General features: G+C 37.7%; 17 protein-coding genes. 4 read left to right on the top strand and 13 right to left on the bottom strand.

The features are described from left to right. Positions 1–12: 12 nt before the first annotated feature. Genes ACSU6B_RS28355 through ACSU6B_RS28320 form a run of 8 tightly spaced genes read right to left on the bottom strand, consistent with a single transcriptional unit; the run spans position 13 to position 5082 of the window. Positions 13–771, bottom strand: coding sequence for a class I SAM-dependent DNA methyltransferase (locus tag ACSU6B_RS28355; protein ID WP_410889768.1), 759 nt, complete (start codon positions 769–771; stop codon positions 13–15). Then, a complete protein-coding gene (gene rsfS, locus ACSU6B_RS28350; protein WP_168245136.1) occupies positions 768–1124 on the bottom strand; it encodes a ribosome silencing factor in 357 nt (118 codons plus the stop codon). Before rsfS ends, ACSU6B_RS28355 begins: the two co-directional genes overlap by 4 nt. A gap of 3 nt (positions 1125–1127) precedes the next feature. Continuing rightward, entirely contained in the window at positions 1128–1694 is a 567-nt protein-coding gene (gene yqeK / locus ACSU6B_RS28345; RefSeq protein ID WP_410889766.1) for a bis(5'-nucleosyl)-tetraphosphatase (symmetrical) YqeK, read from the bottom strand. After that, on the bottom strand, positions 1684–2253 hold the full coding sequence (locus ACSU6B_RS28340) for a nicotinate-nucleotide adenylyltransferase (protein ID WP_410889764.1): 570 nt from the start codon (positions 2251–2253) through the stop codon (positions 1684–1686). The genes yqeK and ACSU6B_RS28340 overlap by 11 nt, the downstream gene beginning before the upstream one ends. A gap of 24 nt (positions 2254–2277) precedes the next feature. Next, positions 2278–2568, bottom strand: a complete 291-nt coding sequence (gene yhbY / locus ACSU6B_RS28335) for a ribosome assembly RNA-binding protein YhbY (RefSeq protein WP_088089051.1) — start codon at positions 2566–2568, stop codon at positions 2278–2280. Beyond that, positions 2562–3401 (bottom strand): shikimate dehydrogenase, encoded by an 840-nt coding sequence (aroE, locus tag ACSU6B_RS28330; RefSeq protein WP_410889761.1) that lies wholly within the window; start codon positions 3399–3401, stop codon positions 2562–2564. The genes yhbY and aroE overlap by 7 nt, the downstream gene beginning before the upstream one ends. 55 nt (positions 3402–3456) lie before the next feature. After that, positions 3457–4563 (bottom strand): ribosome biogenesis GTPase YqeH, encoded by a 1107-nt coding sequence (yqeH, locus tag ACSU6B_RS28325; protein WP_214731574.1) that lies wholly within the window; start codon positions 4561–4563, stop codon positions 3457–3459. Positions 4564–4566: 3 nt separating this feature from the next. Continuing rightward, positions 4567–5082: a YqeG family HAD IIIA-type phosphatase gene (locus ACSU6B_RS28320; RefSeq protein WP_168245142.1), complete on the bottom strand. Its 516-nt coding sequence runs from the start codon at positions 5080–5082 to the stop codon at positions 4567–4569. A gap of 474 nt (positions 5083–5556) precedes the next feature. Between ACSU6B_RS28320 and ACSU6B_RS28315 the strand changes: the two genes are divergently transcribed. Next, positions 5557–5697: a sporulation histidine kinase inhibitor Sda gene (locus tag ACSU6B_RS28315; protein ID WP_098259603.1), complete on the top strand. Its 141-nt coding sequence runs from the start codon at positions 5557–5559 to the stop codon at positions 5695–5697. 73 nt (positions 5698–5770) lie between these two features. Here ACSU6B_RS28315 and ACSU6B_RS28310 read toward each other — a convergent pair whose 3' ends face one another. After that, positions 5771–6556, bottom strand: a complete 786-nt coding sequence (locus tag ACSU6B_RS28310; RefSeq protein WP_410889758.1) for a phosphatidylserine decarboxylase — start codon at positions 6554–6556, stop codon at positions 5771–5773. Between the two features lie 128 nt (positions 6557–6684). On the opposite strand from ACSU6B_RS28310, the gene pssA reads away from it, so the two are divergent. Both pssA and sigK read left to right on the top strand, forming a co-directional pair. Beyond that, positions 6685–7224, top strand: coding sequence for a CDP-diacylglycerol--serine O-phosphatidyltransferase (gene pssA, locus ACSU6B_RS28305; protein ID WP_410889756.1), 540 nt, complete (start codon positions 6685–6687; stop codon positions 7222–7224). Positions 7225–7381: 157 nt separating this feature from the next. Continuing rightward, entirely contained in the window at positions 7382–8095 is a 714-nt protein-coding gene (sigK, locus tag ACSU6B_RS28300) for an RNA polymerase sporulation sigma factor SigK (RefSeq protein WP_214998451.1), read from the top strand. A 21-nt stretch (positions 8096–8116) separates the two neighbouring features. Here the strand turns inward: sigK and ACSU6B_RS28295 are convergent, their stop codons facing one another. Further along, on the bottom strand, positions 8117–9085 hold the full coding sequence (locus tag ACSU6B_RS28295; RefSeq protein WP_410889754.1) for a F510_1955 family glycosylhydrolase: 969 nt from the start codon (positions 9083–9085) through the stop codon (positions 8117–8119). A 35-nt stretch (positions 9086–9120) separates the two neighbouring features. After that, complete coding sequence (locus ACSU6B_RS28290) at positions 9121–9801, bottom strand: response regulator transcription factor (RefSeq protein WP_410889752.1); 681 nt, start codon at positions 9799–9801, stop codon at positions 9121–9123. 191 nt (positions 9802–9992) lie between these two features. On the opposite strand from ACSU6B_RS28290, the gene ACSU6B_RS28285 reads away from it, so the two are divergent. Further along, positions 9993–11792: a M3 family oligoendopeptidase gene (locus ACSU6B_RS28285; protein ID WP_410889750.1), complete on the top strand. Its 1800-nt coding sequence runs from the start codon at positions 9993–9995 to the stop codon at positions 11790–11792. A gap of 453 nt (positions 11793–12245) precedes the next feature. Here ACSU6B_RS28285 and ACSU6B_RS28280 read toward each other — a convergent pair whose 3' ends face one another. Both ACSU6B_RS28280 and ACSU6B_RS28275 read right to left on the bottom strand, forming a co-directional pair. Next, positions 12246–12386, bottom strand: coding sequence for a YrzI family small protein (locus tag ACSU6B_RS28280; RefSeq protein ID WP_214731585.1), 141 nt, complete (start codon positions 12384–12386; stop codon positions 12246–12248). Between the two features lie 191 nt (positions 12387–12577). Further along, the gene (locus tag ACSU6B_RS28275; protein ID WP_410889748.1) at positions 12578–12706 is read right to left on the bottom strand and encodes a hypothetical protein; all 129 of its coding nucleotides are present in this window, start codon (positions 12704–12706) and stop codon (positions 12578–12580) included. Between the last annotated feature and the right edge of the window lie 114 nt (positions 12707–12820).

Here is a 12820-nt window from a genome sequence, read left to right as displayed (position 1 = left end):
CCATCTTATTTTTTAGATGGCTTTCTTTATTTTTTTCGCTACAAAAAAGATTCGCTCTGATTGTGTTGCGGGCTTAGCATCTTTAAAATCAGCACAAACCTCCAACAATTCAAAACCAGTCTCGACTAACCAGTCTGAATATTGCTGGACTGGATATGTTCGTTGAAAATGAATCTCATCAAATCGGTCATACTTTCCTGTTCGTTCATCCAAAACAAAAAAGCTTAACTCATGTTCCACACTATTCGAACTTTCTCCAGAGAAGCTATTCCAGATAAATGAGACATGATCCTCACTGGAAGCAAAGGTTTGATTAATGAATAAATGAGAAATTTTATAAATCGAATGAACGTCAAAAATGAATATTCCTTCATCGCTCAAATGCTGGAAGGCGTTTGAAAAGGTCGCCATAACTTCTTGCTCGCTCTGAAGATAATTTAACGAATCACAAAAAATACCGATGACATCAAATTCCCCCTGGCCCTCTAAGTCAGCCATATTCTGCTGAAAAAAAGGAATTCTAACCCCATCATCCTCGGCCTTCGCCTGTGCCACAGCTAGCATATCCTCAGATAAATCCACTCCCGTTACTTGAAAGCCGTCTTTCGCTAACCGGACGGAGAGTTCACCTGTCCCACATGCTAGGTCCAGCAAACGAGTGCCAGTAACGTTATAGTACACGCATTTATCTTTGACAAACTGGACCCACTCATCATATGGTGCGTCCTTCATCAGCTCATCATAGAGATAGGCAAATTGCTGATAGCTCATGTATTTAGCGCACTGTGGATGTCTTCCAACGGCGCATCGCCCCATAGACGCTCCAATTTGTAATAGCTTCTTTCGTCACGATGGAATACGTGGGCAACAACATCGCCAAGATCAATCAACACCCATCTTGCTTCATCATAACCCTCTATTCTTTTTACGTCATATCCATGTTCTTGGGCTTTTTCTTTCATTTCCTTTGCAATCGCCTGTACTTGTTTATCTGAGTTTCCGTGACATATGATAAAGTAATCAGCAATTAAAGAAATCCCCTTCATATTTAGGGCTAAAATGTCTTCAGCACGTTTGTCATCCGCTGCTTTAACAGCAATTTTTAGTAGTTCTTGATTATCCATTAATCAATCCTCCAGTTTTTTGATTAGATCATTGTACGTATAGAATGTTTCAGGGTATATTGTTTGATTCTTTTTTAATAAAAACATGATCGTATTTTGAATGGCCTTAATTAGTGCTTTATCTAAATTTTCTTTAGCCAAATCTCGTACCTCTTCCACACCTGGAAAATGACGGCCTGGTTCAATGTAATCGGCTAAATAAATAATTTTATCCAGTAAAGTCATTCCTGGTCTTCCTGAGGTATGATAACGGATTGCTTCCAAAACTTCACGATCGCTGATGCCCGCTTCTTGTTCCACCAAGTAGGCCCCTGCAGGTGCATGCCACAATTCCGAATTAAATTCAAGCAAATCCTGCGGAAATCCTTGACCAGTAATGATTTCCTTCATTTCGTCTTTTGGACGAAATTTTGCATAATCATGAAAAATCGCGGCTAATTCCGCTTTTTGTTCATTTCCGCCATATTGTTTTGCAAGTGCTATCGCTGTCTCCATTACTCCCAAAGTATGCTGATAGCGATGATCGGTTAATTGTTCCTTTACAAGCTTTAACGCCTCTTCACGTTCCATATAAATGCTTCTCCTCGATATATTGAACGACCGGGTCAGGAAGTAGATAACGAACTGTCTTTCCGTTTTTCACCCTATCCCTAATCATACTAGATGACACATCCAGTGCCGGAACATCTACATAAAGGACAGGGTAGTCTGTCTGACTGCTATACGTCGGTCTTTCAACTCCAACAAATTGGACAAGTTTAATAAGTTCATCAATTTTATGCCATTTCGGCAGGTATTCAATCATATCCGCCCCAATAATAAAGAAAAACTGATGGTCAGGATACTGGTCATTAATCATTTTCATGGTATCAACTGTATAAGAAGGGCCTTGCCTATGAAGTTCAATCGTTTCCACTCGAAAAGCAGCATTTCCACTGATTGCTAATTCCAGCATTTGCAGGCGATCTTCATTTTTAATCGATTCTGATTTTCTCTTATGGGGAGGCTCTTGGTTTGGCATAAACCAAATTTCATCAAGCTGAAGAGTGGAAAGAACCTCATTTGCAATTAAAAGATGTCCATAATGCGGAGGATCAAAGGTTCCTCCCAATATTCCCACCTTCAACATGCGATCGCCTCCTTATACTTTCAATTATGGAAGTTTAATTGTTTTCTTTTCCACAGACTCTTTATAAAGGACAATGGTATTTCCGATAAGTTGAACAATTTCTGCACCCGTACCTTCAGCTAACTGCTCAGCAACGGCCGCTTTATCTTCTTCACAATTTTGCAAAATGCTGACTTTAAATAGCTCTCTTGCTTCGAGTGCATCAGCAACTTGTTTAATCATATTTTCGTTTACTCCACCTTTACCTACTTGAAATATCGGATCTAGGTGGTGCGCCTTTGAACGTAAAAAACTTTTTTGCTTACCTGTTAACATGTTCTTCCTCCTAATTGTTTTAACACATTATCTCTCATTCTTTCCACATCAGGGAAAATTCCCGTCCATTTTTCAAAAGCAAGTGCTCCCTGATATACAAACATATCTATCCCGTTTTGGATGCTTGCTCCATTAAGACGCGCTTCTTGTAAAAATTGCGTTTCAAGCGGATTGTATATGATATCACAAAAGACGGTTTGATTCCTTATTTTATTTAGCGGGAATGGCTGCTCATTAATTTTTGGGGACATGCCAATCAGTGTAGTTTGAATAACTAGATCATATTCCCCTAATGATTCACTTGCCTCTTCAAACGAACAAGCACTAGAAAAAACTGAATAAGGACATTCTTTGATTAGTTCCCAGGCTTTCTCTATCGTGCGATTGGCAATGTTCAAGACGAGCGGATTTTCCTTTGCCAAAGTTAAATAGATGGCTCTCGCAGCCCCGCCTGCTCCAATAATCAGAACCTTTTGGTCTGTTATTTTAGGCAGAAAAGCATTTAAGCCTTTTAGAAAACCAGGGCCATCTGTGTTATAGCCAATTAGTTGACCGTTTTCATTTACAACGGTATTCACCGCCCCGATGTTCGCGGCCAATTCATCTATGCCATCCAGAAAGGGAATAATTTTACTTTTATGCGGTACAGTTACATTAAATCCACTGACGCCCAGCGCTTTTAATCCCTTGACAGCATCCTGTAAATCCACTTCCTTAACTTGAAATGGCAGATAGGCTGCATCGATGTTATAAAATGAAAATAAATCATTGATCATAACCGGAGACATACTATGTCCGATTGGATTCCCCAAAACAGCAAATAATTTCTTCATCTGAATTCCCCCCACCCATGTCAGCACGTGAAAACCTGACCTTAAAGATATCTATTTATATTAAGGATTTTCGAATTAATGCTTGTACACCTTTTGGTACATAGGCAGCTACTTTTGCACCCGCCTCATTTACGGTAATCCAACCAAGTCCTGAGAAAACGATATCCGTTTTTGCTTCTTTCACAATAAATTCCTGTTTCACAAGCTCAGGAAAAGATTCTAATTGTTCCATACGAGGCGGTGTCAACATTTCCCCCACATGCTTTTCATAGAGTTCGTCCGCATTCTCGATTTTGGTCCTGTGAATATTCAATTCATTGGAAACATAACAAACAAAGGATCTTCGGCCGCCACTAATATAATCAAAGCGGGCCAGTCCGCCAAAGAATAGGGTTTGTCCTTCATTCAATTGAAACACTTTTGGCTTGATTTCTTTTTTGGGGGTAATAATTTTTAAATCCCTCTTATCAACATAATGCGCCATTTGATGATGGTTGATAATACCTGGCGAATCAATTAATGATTTTTCATCATCAAGTGGAATTTTGATAATATCCAACGTCGTTCCCGGAAAATGGGAGGTGGTAATAACATCGGATTCTCCTGTTACTTCTTTAATGATTCGATTGATAAACGTAGATTTCCCAACATTAGTACACCCAACCACATAGACATCTTTACCATTTCGGTGTTCATCAATGGCCGCCGCCGTTTCCTTAACAAATAAGCCTTTCGCAGCACTGACAAGGAATACATCTTCTGGCTTTAAGCCCAGTTCTTTGGCTTCATGCTTCATCCAGTGAATTAGCTTACTATGCTTCACAGATTTAGGCAATAAATCCACCTTATTTCCAACAAGAAGCACTTTATTGCTTCCTACAAAACGATGTAAACCTGGAAGCCAGCTCCCATTAAAATCAAAAATGTCAACAATCATCACGATTAAGGCATCTGACTTTCCCATTTCATTTAATATTTTTAAAAAATCATCGTCGGTTAAGCTAACATCCTGAACCTCATTATAGTGCTTAAGACGAAAACATCGCTGGCAAATAATCATTTCTTTTTCCAAGGCCGATGTTGGGGCGTATCCTAGTTCCTCTGGGTTTTCTGTTTGGACCTTTACTCCACAACCCATACAAATATGTTGATGTTCACTCACACATTAATCCTCCCATTGAAGCATACCTTTTTTTCGAAACCAATTTAAAATTCTTCTCTCGGCAAAGCGGTTAAATTTTGTAAAAAATCCGTCAGTCTGTGCAACAGGGACAACCAGGATCGTATGAAAACCACCTCGGTTCCCGCCAAGTACATCTGTCAGTAACTGATCTCCAATTACCACTGCCTCTTCTTTTTTAATTCCCATTTGTGAAATGGCCTTGTGAAAGGCAATGGCAAACGGCTTCCTAGCCCTAAAAATAAAGGGGATTTTTAAAGGATCAGAAAAGGCTTTGACACGTTCTTCATTATTATTAGAAACAATTGTCACGAGGATATTATGTTTTCGAATTTCATCAAACCATTTGATTAATTGAGGAGTGGCATTGGGGCGATCCCATTCCACTAACGTATTATCCAAATCAGTAATGATCCCCTTAATCCCTTTTGCATTCAACTGTTCAGCGGATATATCAAGAATGCTTTTAACATGTTCATTCGGTAAAAATTGTTTTAGCACTAAGCTTACACCTCATTGAATTCTAAATATAATCGTTCAATATTTTTTTCTTGTACAATCATAACCAATTTTAACCTTTGTTTCAAAGATTAAATGTAATTTGTTTATAGTCTTATTATTCATCAAAAACTGATAATACATGATTTTAAAATATTATTGCTTTTTAATAGAGCTCCTAAATCTTTCTAAAATAGGATAAAATTAAAAAATTTAAAAAATATTTTTCGACAAATATCTTCATTTCACACCGTTGTGGATAAAGTTATTAACATTATACCCATTGAATCATACACATTTCATCATTTTATAAACAAAGTAATCACAAGTTATCCACCAGAACCTGTGGATAGTTAGAACGATTGTTCTATAGGAATAAATTTGGTAGATTTAGGGTACACCAATTGAACATACCATTTTATGCTTATGAATCATATATTAGAACTATTTATTTTCAAATCGGAGGTGGATTCTGCCGTGCGGAAACTGTCAGATGAATTATTAATTGAGTCATATTTTAAAGCAAGAGAATTAAACTTAAGCCCTGATTTTATTGGACTTATTGAGTCAGAAATGCTCAGACGCTCCTTATACCATAAAATAAAAATGTCGTCATAAAAATTAACAATAGCCCTATTAGGGCTTTTCTTTTTGTCTAGCCTCAAGCCCAAGTCGCTGAGGCTGTTTTTCGTTACTGATTTCTCAAAACCCCAAGTTTTTCTCCAACCTTAATGTCCTTAGGTATCTGAACCTTTGAATCCATTTGAAAAATATCTTTTTCGAATAACAGGACTACGGTCGAACCAAAACTAAAATAAGCCATTTCGCCGCCCTTCACTAATTCTGATCCCTTGTGTGTGGTTTCAATTGAATTAACAAACATTGCCCCAACCTTCACAATTGCAACATGCCCATAATCCGTTTTCACTTCAGTTATAACTCGATAATTCTTGGCGAGTGTTCTAACCCCATATTTTAGCCCCAGCTTATTGACTGGATATGATTTTGAACCAAGCGTCCATTGTTCAGTGACGATTCCATTGACAGGGCTGTGAATACGATGATAATGACTTGGGCTTAAATAAAGAATCATGTATGTACCATTCAAATACTTGGCTAACAGTTGTGGATTTCCCAGCATTTCTTCAATTGAATACGTCTTTCCTTTGACATGAATATCACTCGTCTCTTTAATCGGACCCACATCTTCGATAACCGCATCCACCGGACTGACAACCGAATTCTCACCTTTATCAATTTCTCTTGCATCCTTCTTCAATGTCCTGACAAATAAATCATGAAGAGTAGGATATTCTGACAAGCCCTTCTCCATTTCTTCTTGATTTAAATGATAAATCTTTGCAAAGGATGGTACCACGAATCGACTGACATTTGAACGAGCAAACCTTCTTAAAATTCCTGATGACCACCTTCCATTTGTTAACTCAATCAATAGACGATAAAAGCCTTGGATCATCTAACTACCCCCAAATAGTGTAAAAATACTCTTTACGAAAAGACATAAAACGCTTAAAATTAAATAATATAGAATGAATGTAAGAAATTATTTACCTTCCGGCTTGTAAGAAAGGAGTGGTGTGGAGCATGTTTTTATTAGACGTACTAGATCAAACAATAAAAAAACTTAAATCACAAACAGCTAATGTTATCACTTTAACAAACTTATCATTGGGCGGTTTTGCCATTGTATTCGGACTTCATGGGAATTTGAGATTAAGCCTGCTGTTAATTTTTATTGCCGCATTGGCCGATCGTTTTGACGGCATGATTGCACGAAAATTTAATATTGAGTCCGAGTTAGGAAAACAATTGGATTCCATGAGTGATATTATATCATTTGGCGTGGCACCTGCACTATTACTATATCAAGGAATTTTACATGAATTTGGCGGACCGGGTTCATTTTTTACAGTTTTCTACATCGGTTGTGGCGCCTTCAGATTAGCACGCTTCAATATAATGGAAAGCAATGGCTATTTTACTGGTCTACCAATTACAGCAGCAGGATGCTTGGCAACCTTAAGCTTTTTAGCCATTCCCTATATCCCTTCCCAAACATTCTTATTTATCATCATCATTCTATCATTCCTAATGGTCAGTCCATTTAAACTGAAAAAAGTATAGAAACAGCAAGAAAGTATCAATCAGTCCATGGTTGATGCTTTTTTTTCTAAAAAATTCCTACTTAAATAAAAAAGTTTATGGACAGACACAATTTCCCTTTTCCTTCATAGGAATTAATAATAGGCGAATAAGCCAAAAAAGACGGGGGTAGATGTGGATGTCTGGAATCTTAACAGCTCTCGGATATTTAATGAAGGAATTCTTATTTCTTGTTTCCTATGTAAAAAATAATGCCTTTCCTCAACCCCTATCTGCCGCAGAAGAAAGAAAATATCTTCGATTGATGGCAGAGGGAGATTCCCATGCGCGCAATATGTTAATTGAACACAACCTAAGATTGGTCGCGCATATAGTAAAAAAATTCGAAAACACTGGGGAGGATTCGGAAGATTTAATATCAATCGGAACCATTGGGTTAATTAAAGCGATTGAGAGTTACTCCGAGGGGAAAGGAACAAAGCTCGCCACCTATGCCGCACGTTGTATTGAGAATGAAATTTTAATGCATTTACGAGCTCTTAAGAAAACAAAAAAAGATGTTTCCTTGCATGATCCAATTGGTCAAGATAAGGAAGGAAACGAAATATCATTAATCGATGTGCTTAAATCAGAATCAGAAGATGTGATTGATACGATTCAGCTGAACATGGAGCTGGAGAAAGTTAAACAATATATTGAAGTGCTGGATGACCGAGAAAAGGAAGTAATCATCGGGCGATTTGGTCTTGACCTACAAAAAGAAAAAACACAACGGGAGATTGCCAAAGAATTAGGAATATCACGAAGCTATGTTTCAAGGATTGAAAAACGCGCCTTAATGAAAATGTTCCATGAATTCTATCGAGCCGAAAAAGAGAAGAAGAAAAAGTAACCTAAAAAACAGAGCTAAAGGTTATTTCAGCTCTGTTTTTCCATTTTGTAAAGGATTATTCCACTTCATTCCACCATCAATAGATTCATATACATCATTCTTATAAGTAGTGAAGGCGATTTGGTTCGGATCTCTTGGATTAATCGCTAAATAAGTAATTGGATTATCATAATCAAGGAATGGGAAAGCGATATTCTTTTCTTCTCCAGTTGCAGGATTGATTGTTTTTAATAGTACTTTTTCGTCTTCCACACTTGAAAATAAAATCGAGTCTCCACTAAATGTAAGTGCCGTAACCATAAATGGATCTGTAATCTGCTTCATGGTGTTCCCATTGTCGGTCGAATAAAAAATACCAGACCTTGTCGACATCGCGATGATATTGCCATTTTTCGGATGCACCGCAATCATCCCAAATGAATCAGCGTTAAAATCCTTTAATGCACTTTTTTTCCACGTCGCTCCATTATCCAGAGAATAATTCACGCCTTGACCCAGTTTTCCATTAGGTTCTTCGTTAATTACATAAAGACCCTTTCCTGAAAAACTCGCACCCACGAAATGGAACAGCGACTGATAATAAAAGGATAATTTCTTGAGGGTTAGTCCTTTATCAACACTCTGAATTACACCGAGTGGGTCCTTAAGACCCGATCCTTTTTGAGGTTGACCGCTTGCGATAAAACCAGCACTTATCGCTTGAAAGCCAAAGTAATCATGTTGGTTCGTTGTTGTTTCATACCATTCAGAACCATTATACATTTTTAAGCCGTCATCTGTAGCTACGTACAAAGCAAAATCATTTCCTGGATAGCCAATACCAAGAATCTGACCTACTTTTAATGATTTCGCCTGGATAATATCAAAGTTTACTTTTGCTATCTTTTCCTTTTCAGGTTTCTGTTCTTGGCTTTTATTTGTGCAGCCTGAGGCCAAAATCAGCATGATTCCTGTCAAAATAGCAAGATAGACTTTCATTGTAATCTTCACTTTTTTCCCTCCATATTAAACTATGAGGTATTCATTTATGAATCCTTATCCATCCACTTATACCCCAGTCCCCATACGGTTGTCAAATAATCGTCAACAGGAAATCCGGTTTTACGTAATTTATCCCGTAAATTCCGAACATGGGAATCAATCGTCCGGTCTTCTGTTGGAGCGGCATAACCCCATATCGTCGTCAATAGATGTTCCCGGGTAAACACTTTGTTATGATTCTTAAGTAAAAGCGCTAATAAAGAAAATTCCTTTGGTGTGACAGGTATATTCTGATTCTTGTATGAAACATCAAAAGAATCCTCGTTTAATGAAAGACCATTAAAGTCAATGAATGCTGGATGACCTGCTTGTCTTCTTAAGACAGCGTCTATACGAGCAGTTAACTCCTCTTCGTCGAATGGTTTAGAAATATAATCATCAGCACCCATTTTTAAGCCTTTAACAATATCATTTTTTTCACTGCGTGCGGTTAGCATAATGATCGGAATGTCCCAGTTTTTTCGAATCTCCTTACATGCTTCCCACCCGTCCATTTCGGGCATCATAACATCTAACAAGATTATATCTGCTTTCTTCTTTTCCAAATAACAAATTGCCTTGAGAGCGGAAGACATTTTAATGCAGTTATACCCTTTAGGAGTTAAATAAAGAGAAAGTAAATCTAACATTCTTGTTTCATCATCAACGAGTAGTATTTTTTTCACTAGTTTCCTCTCCCGCATATTAGATCTAGGATTAAATTATACTACATACGGTTGAAAAACAAATTTGAAGATTAGGTGAATTACTTTTTTATTCCCTTTTGCATCCCATCCTTCGGAAAGCGCAGTGTATAGAATTTTTAGAAAAATAACTATATAATAATGAAAGTACAAAAATAAAGGAGGTACATAGAATGACAGCCACTCCATATTCGGATGTGTGGGACCTAGAAATAATTTTTAAAGGCGGCAGTGATTCCAAAGAATTTGCAGACCACTTAACCCTTACTTCAGAGTTAATTGATCTTTTCCAAGCAAAAGCTAGCAGTTGGACTCCACTCAATACAACCGAGGATTCAAAATTCCTACAAGAGTTACTTGAAGACTTTGAGCATGCCGCCAAAAAGCTTCGTCAAGCCGGTGCCTTTGTTGGATGTTTGCAGGCACAAAATACCGAAGACAAGAAAGCATATAACCTGGAAGCAAGAGTGACCAGTTTAAGTGCTGCTTTCCAAACTGCTCTTAGTAGATTTGATAGCTTATTAACAACAATCAACGATGACGTTTGGGTACAGTTGTTAGCAGATGAAAAACTCAAAGTGCTCTCTTACATATTAAATGAACGACGAGATCGTGCAAAAGATAAGCTCTCTAAAGAAGAAGAAGCTATTATCAGCGCCCTTGGTGTGGACGGTTACCATAGCTGGGGTCAACTGTATGATTTAATCGTAGGAAAAATTAAAATCTCGTTTAACGAAAATGGCAAAGAGAAACTACTCTCTGTCGGGCAGGCTTTCAACAAATTTTCCAGCCCTGACAGGGAAATTCGAACAGCTATTTTTAAAAATTGGGAAAAAGCTTGGGGAGATCAAGCAGACATCTTGGCTAAAACACTTAATCATCTTTCTGGTTTCCGTTTAAGTGTCTACAAAAAGCGTGGCTGGGAGGATGTTTTGAAGGAACCGCTTAGTATTAACCGCATGGAAAAGAGAACGCTGGAAACAATGTGGACAGTTATTTCGGAAAATAAACAAATGCTGGTTAAATACCTAGAGCGTAAAGCTGCGCTGTTAGGACTTGAAAAATTAAGTTGGTATGATTTAGATGCTCCATATGGAAAAACAGCCTCAAAGGTTTCTTATCAAGAAGGTGCTGAATTTATCGAACAGAACTTTGCTATCTTTGGTGAGAAAATGGCTTCATTTGCCCAGAAGGCGTTTAAAGAACAATGGATCGAAGGAGAAGATCGCCCTGGAAAAGCACCTGGCGGCTTTTGTACTTTCTTCCCTGAAAGTAATCAATCCCGTATTTTCATGACTTATTCAGGCACTCCATCTAACGTCTCAACCCTTGCACATGAACTGGGACACGGATTCCATACATTCGCAATGAAGGGTGTTCATCATCTCAATCGCAATTATGCGATGAACGTTGCTGAAACCGCCTCAACCTTTGCGGAAATGATTGTATCTGACGCGGCAGTGAAGAATGCGAAGGACGAAGAAGAAAAGCTCGTTTTATTAGATGATAAAATTCAAAGAACGGTTGCACTATTAATGAATATACATGCCCGTTTCTTGTTTGAAACGCGTTTTTATGAAGAAAGAAAGCAAGGTCCTGTTGCAGTGGAACGGTTAAATGAATTGATGCTTGCCGCACAAAAAGAGGCATATAGCAATGCTTTGGAAGAATATCATCCGTTATTCTGGGCTTCGAAGCTCCACTTCTTTATAACCGGTGTTCCATTCTATAACTTCCCATATACATTTGGTTATCTTTTTTCACTTGGTATCTATGCTCAGGCTCTTGAGGGAGGCAGGGGCTATGAAGATAAGTACATTTCCTTGTTAAAGGATACAGCCTCAATGTCGGTCGAGGACCTAGCGGAGAAACATTTACAAGTAGATTTGACGCAACCTGACTTTTGGGAGAAGGCAGTCCGTATTTGTCTTGATGATATTAATGAATTCTTGGCTTTGACTGAAGATAAATAAGATGAAAAAAAAGCATCGACCGAATATTTTGGTCGATGCTTACTTTCTATTCAACACTAATTTCAGCTGAAATAACGCAGCCGATTGCCGCAGTAATGACGATAGCCATCACAACCATGAACATACTCTCCACCCCTTAGATAGATCCTGTTCTTTCTAATTTGAATTTATCATATTTTCACAGTAACTAGTTTAAGGAAATGTGGAGATTTTCTTAACAAACACTTTCGGCTATTAGCAATTCGATTTCAATATGATATCATTATGACCCTTTTTTCTTTGGTATAAAGAATAGAGACAATAATAAGATATGCAGCGGCATGATTGTTACCTCCTAATTTTTATGACTAGCTAGGTGGTATCCTTCGAAACCCAGAGACTAGCGCCACGACCTTGCATTAGTAAAAACAACATATTTAAAACCACCTTTCTTATCAGCAAATTTTTTTCTAATTACATCCCACGGTACATAGATGCTTGACGGTCTTTGTTTTGTTCGTACAGCTTCTCAACCATTTCTTGATGAATAGCTTCTTCCGTGCTTACTTTTCTTTTCTTAATCGTAATTGAAAAAAAGAATATATTTAGGGTCATGACTAACCACCTCCTTTAAGTAATCATTTGTAGTGAAATCGCAACAGATTCAATTTATGCTTTACATATCCAAAATGCTCGTAAAAAGGGCACAAAAAGGCCGCAGAAGAGTATTCCTGCGGCTCTGGTTTTTTAGGCACAAAAATACCGCAAGGCGTCATTCTCCCTGCGGCATGGATATGTATTGTAACTTAATTTAAAATTAAGCAATCCATTCCAGACTGGTCGAATGTTTGATATTCATATTCAATTGTTACGATCATTCCAGTTGCTGATACCATACCGTTTAACGCCATCGCTCCAGTTAATGTAAACATCATTTTCCTCGACCTCCTTTTTGGAATTTTTTACTTACTACGGTAATTATATCCACACACAAATACTTTGTAAACCTTTTTATGGAAACTTTTTTAAATTAATTCAAATGCCCAAAA

The sequence above is a fragment of the Neobacillus sp. C211 genome, assembly GCF_051842875.1.
Taxonomy (GTDB): Bacteria; Bacillota; Bacilli; order Bacillales; family Cytobacillaceae; genus Neobacillus.
This window is presented reverse-complemented; position numbering and strand designations above follow the sequence as displayed.

Coding starts and splice junctions, on each gene's coding strand:
- ACSU6B_RS28285 (WP_410889750.1), top strand. CDS start 9,993: ATGACAGCCACTCCATATTCGGATGTGTGGGACCTAGAAATAATTTTT.
- ACSU6B_RS28280 (WP_214731585.1), bottom strand. CDS start 12,386: ATGACCCTAAATATATTCTTTTTTTCAATTACGATTAAGAAAAGAAAA.
- rsfS (WP_168245136.1), bottom strand. CDS start 1,124: ATGGATAATCAAGAACTACTAAAAATTGCTGTTAAAGCAGCGGATGAC.
- ACSU6B_RS28310 (WP_410889758.1), bottom strand. CDS start 6,556: ATGATCCAAGGCTTTTATCGTCTATTGATTGAGTTAACAAATGGAAGG.
- pssA (WP_410889756.1), top strand. CDS start 6,685: ATGTTTTTATTAGACGTACTAGATCAAACAATAAAAAAACTTAAATCA.
- sigK (WP_214998451.1), top strand. CDS start 7,382: ATGTCTGGAATCTTAACAGCTCTCGGATATTTAATGAAGGAATTCTTA.
- ACSU6B_RS28355 (WP_410889768.1), bottom strand. CDS start 771: ATGAGCTATCAGCAATTTGCCTATCTCTATGATGAGCTGATGAAGGAC.
- yhbY (WP_088089051.1), bottom strand. CDS start 2,568: ATGTTAACAGGTAAGCAAAAAAGTTTTTTACGTTCAAAGGCGCACCAC.
- ACSU6B_RS28340 (WP_410889764.1), bottom strand. CDS start 2,253: ATGTTGAAGGTGGGAATATTGGGAGGAACCTTTGATCCTCCGCATTAT.
- yqeK (WP_410889766.1), bottom strand. CDS start 1,694: ATGGAACGTGAAGAGGCGTTAAAGCTTGTAAAGGAACAATTAACCGAT.
- ACSU6B_RS28275 (WP_410889748.1), bottom strand. CDS start 12,706: ATGATGTTTACATTAACTGGAGCGATGGCGTTAAACGGTATGGTATCA.
- aroE (WP_410889761.1), bottom strand. CDS start 3,401: ATGAAGAAATTATTTGCTGTTTTGGGGAATCCAATCGGACATAGTATG.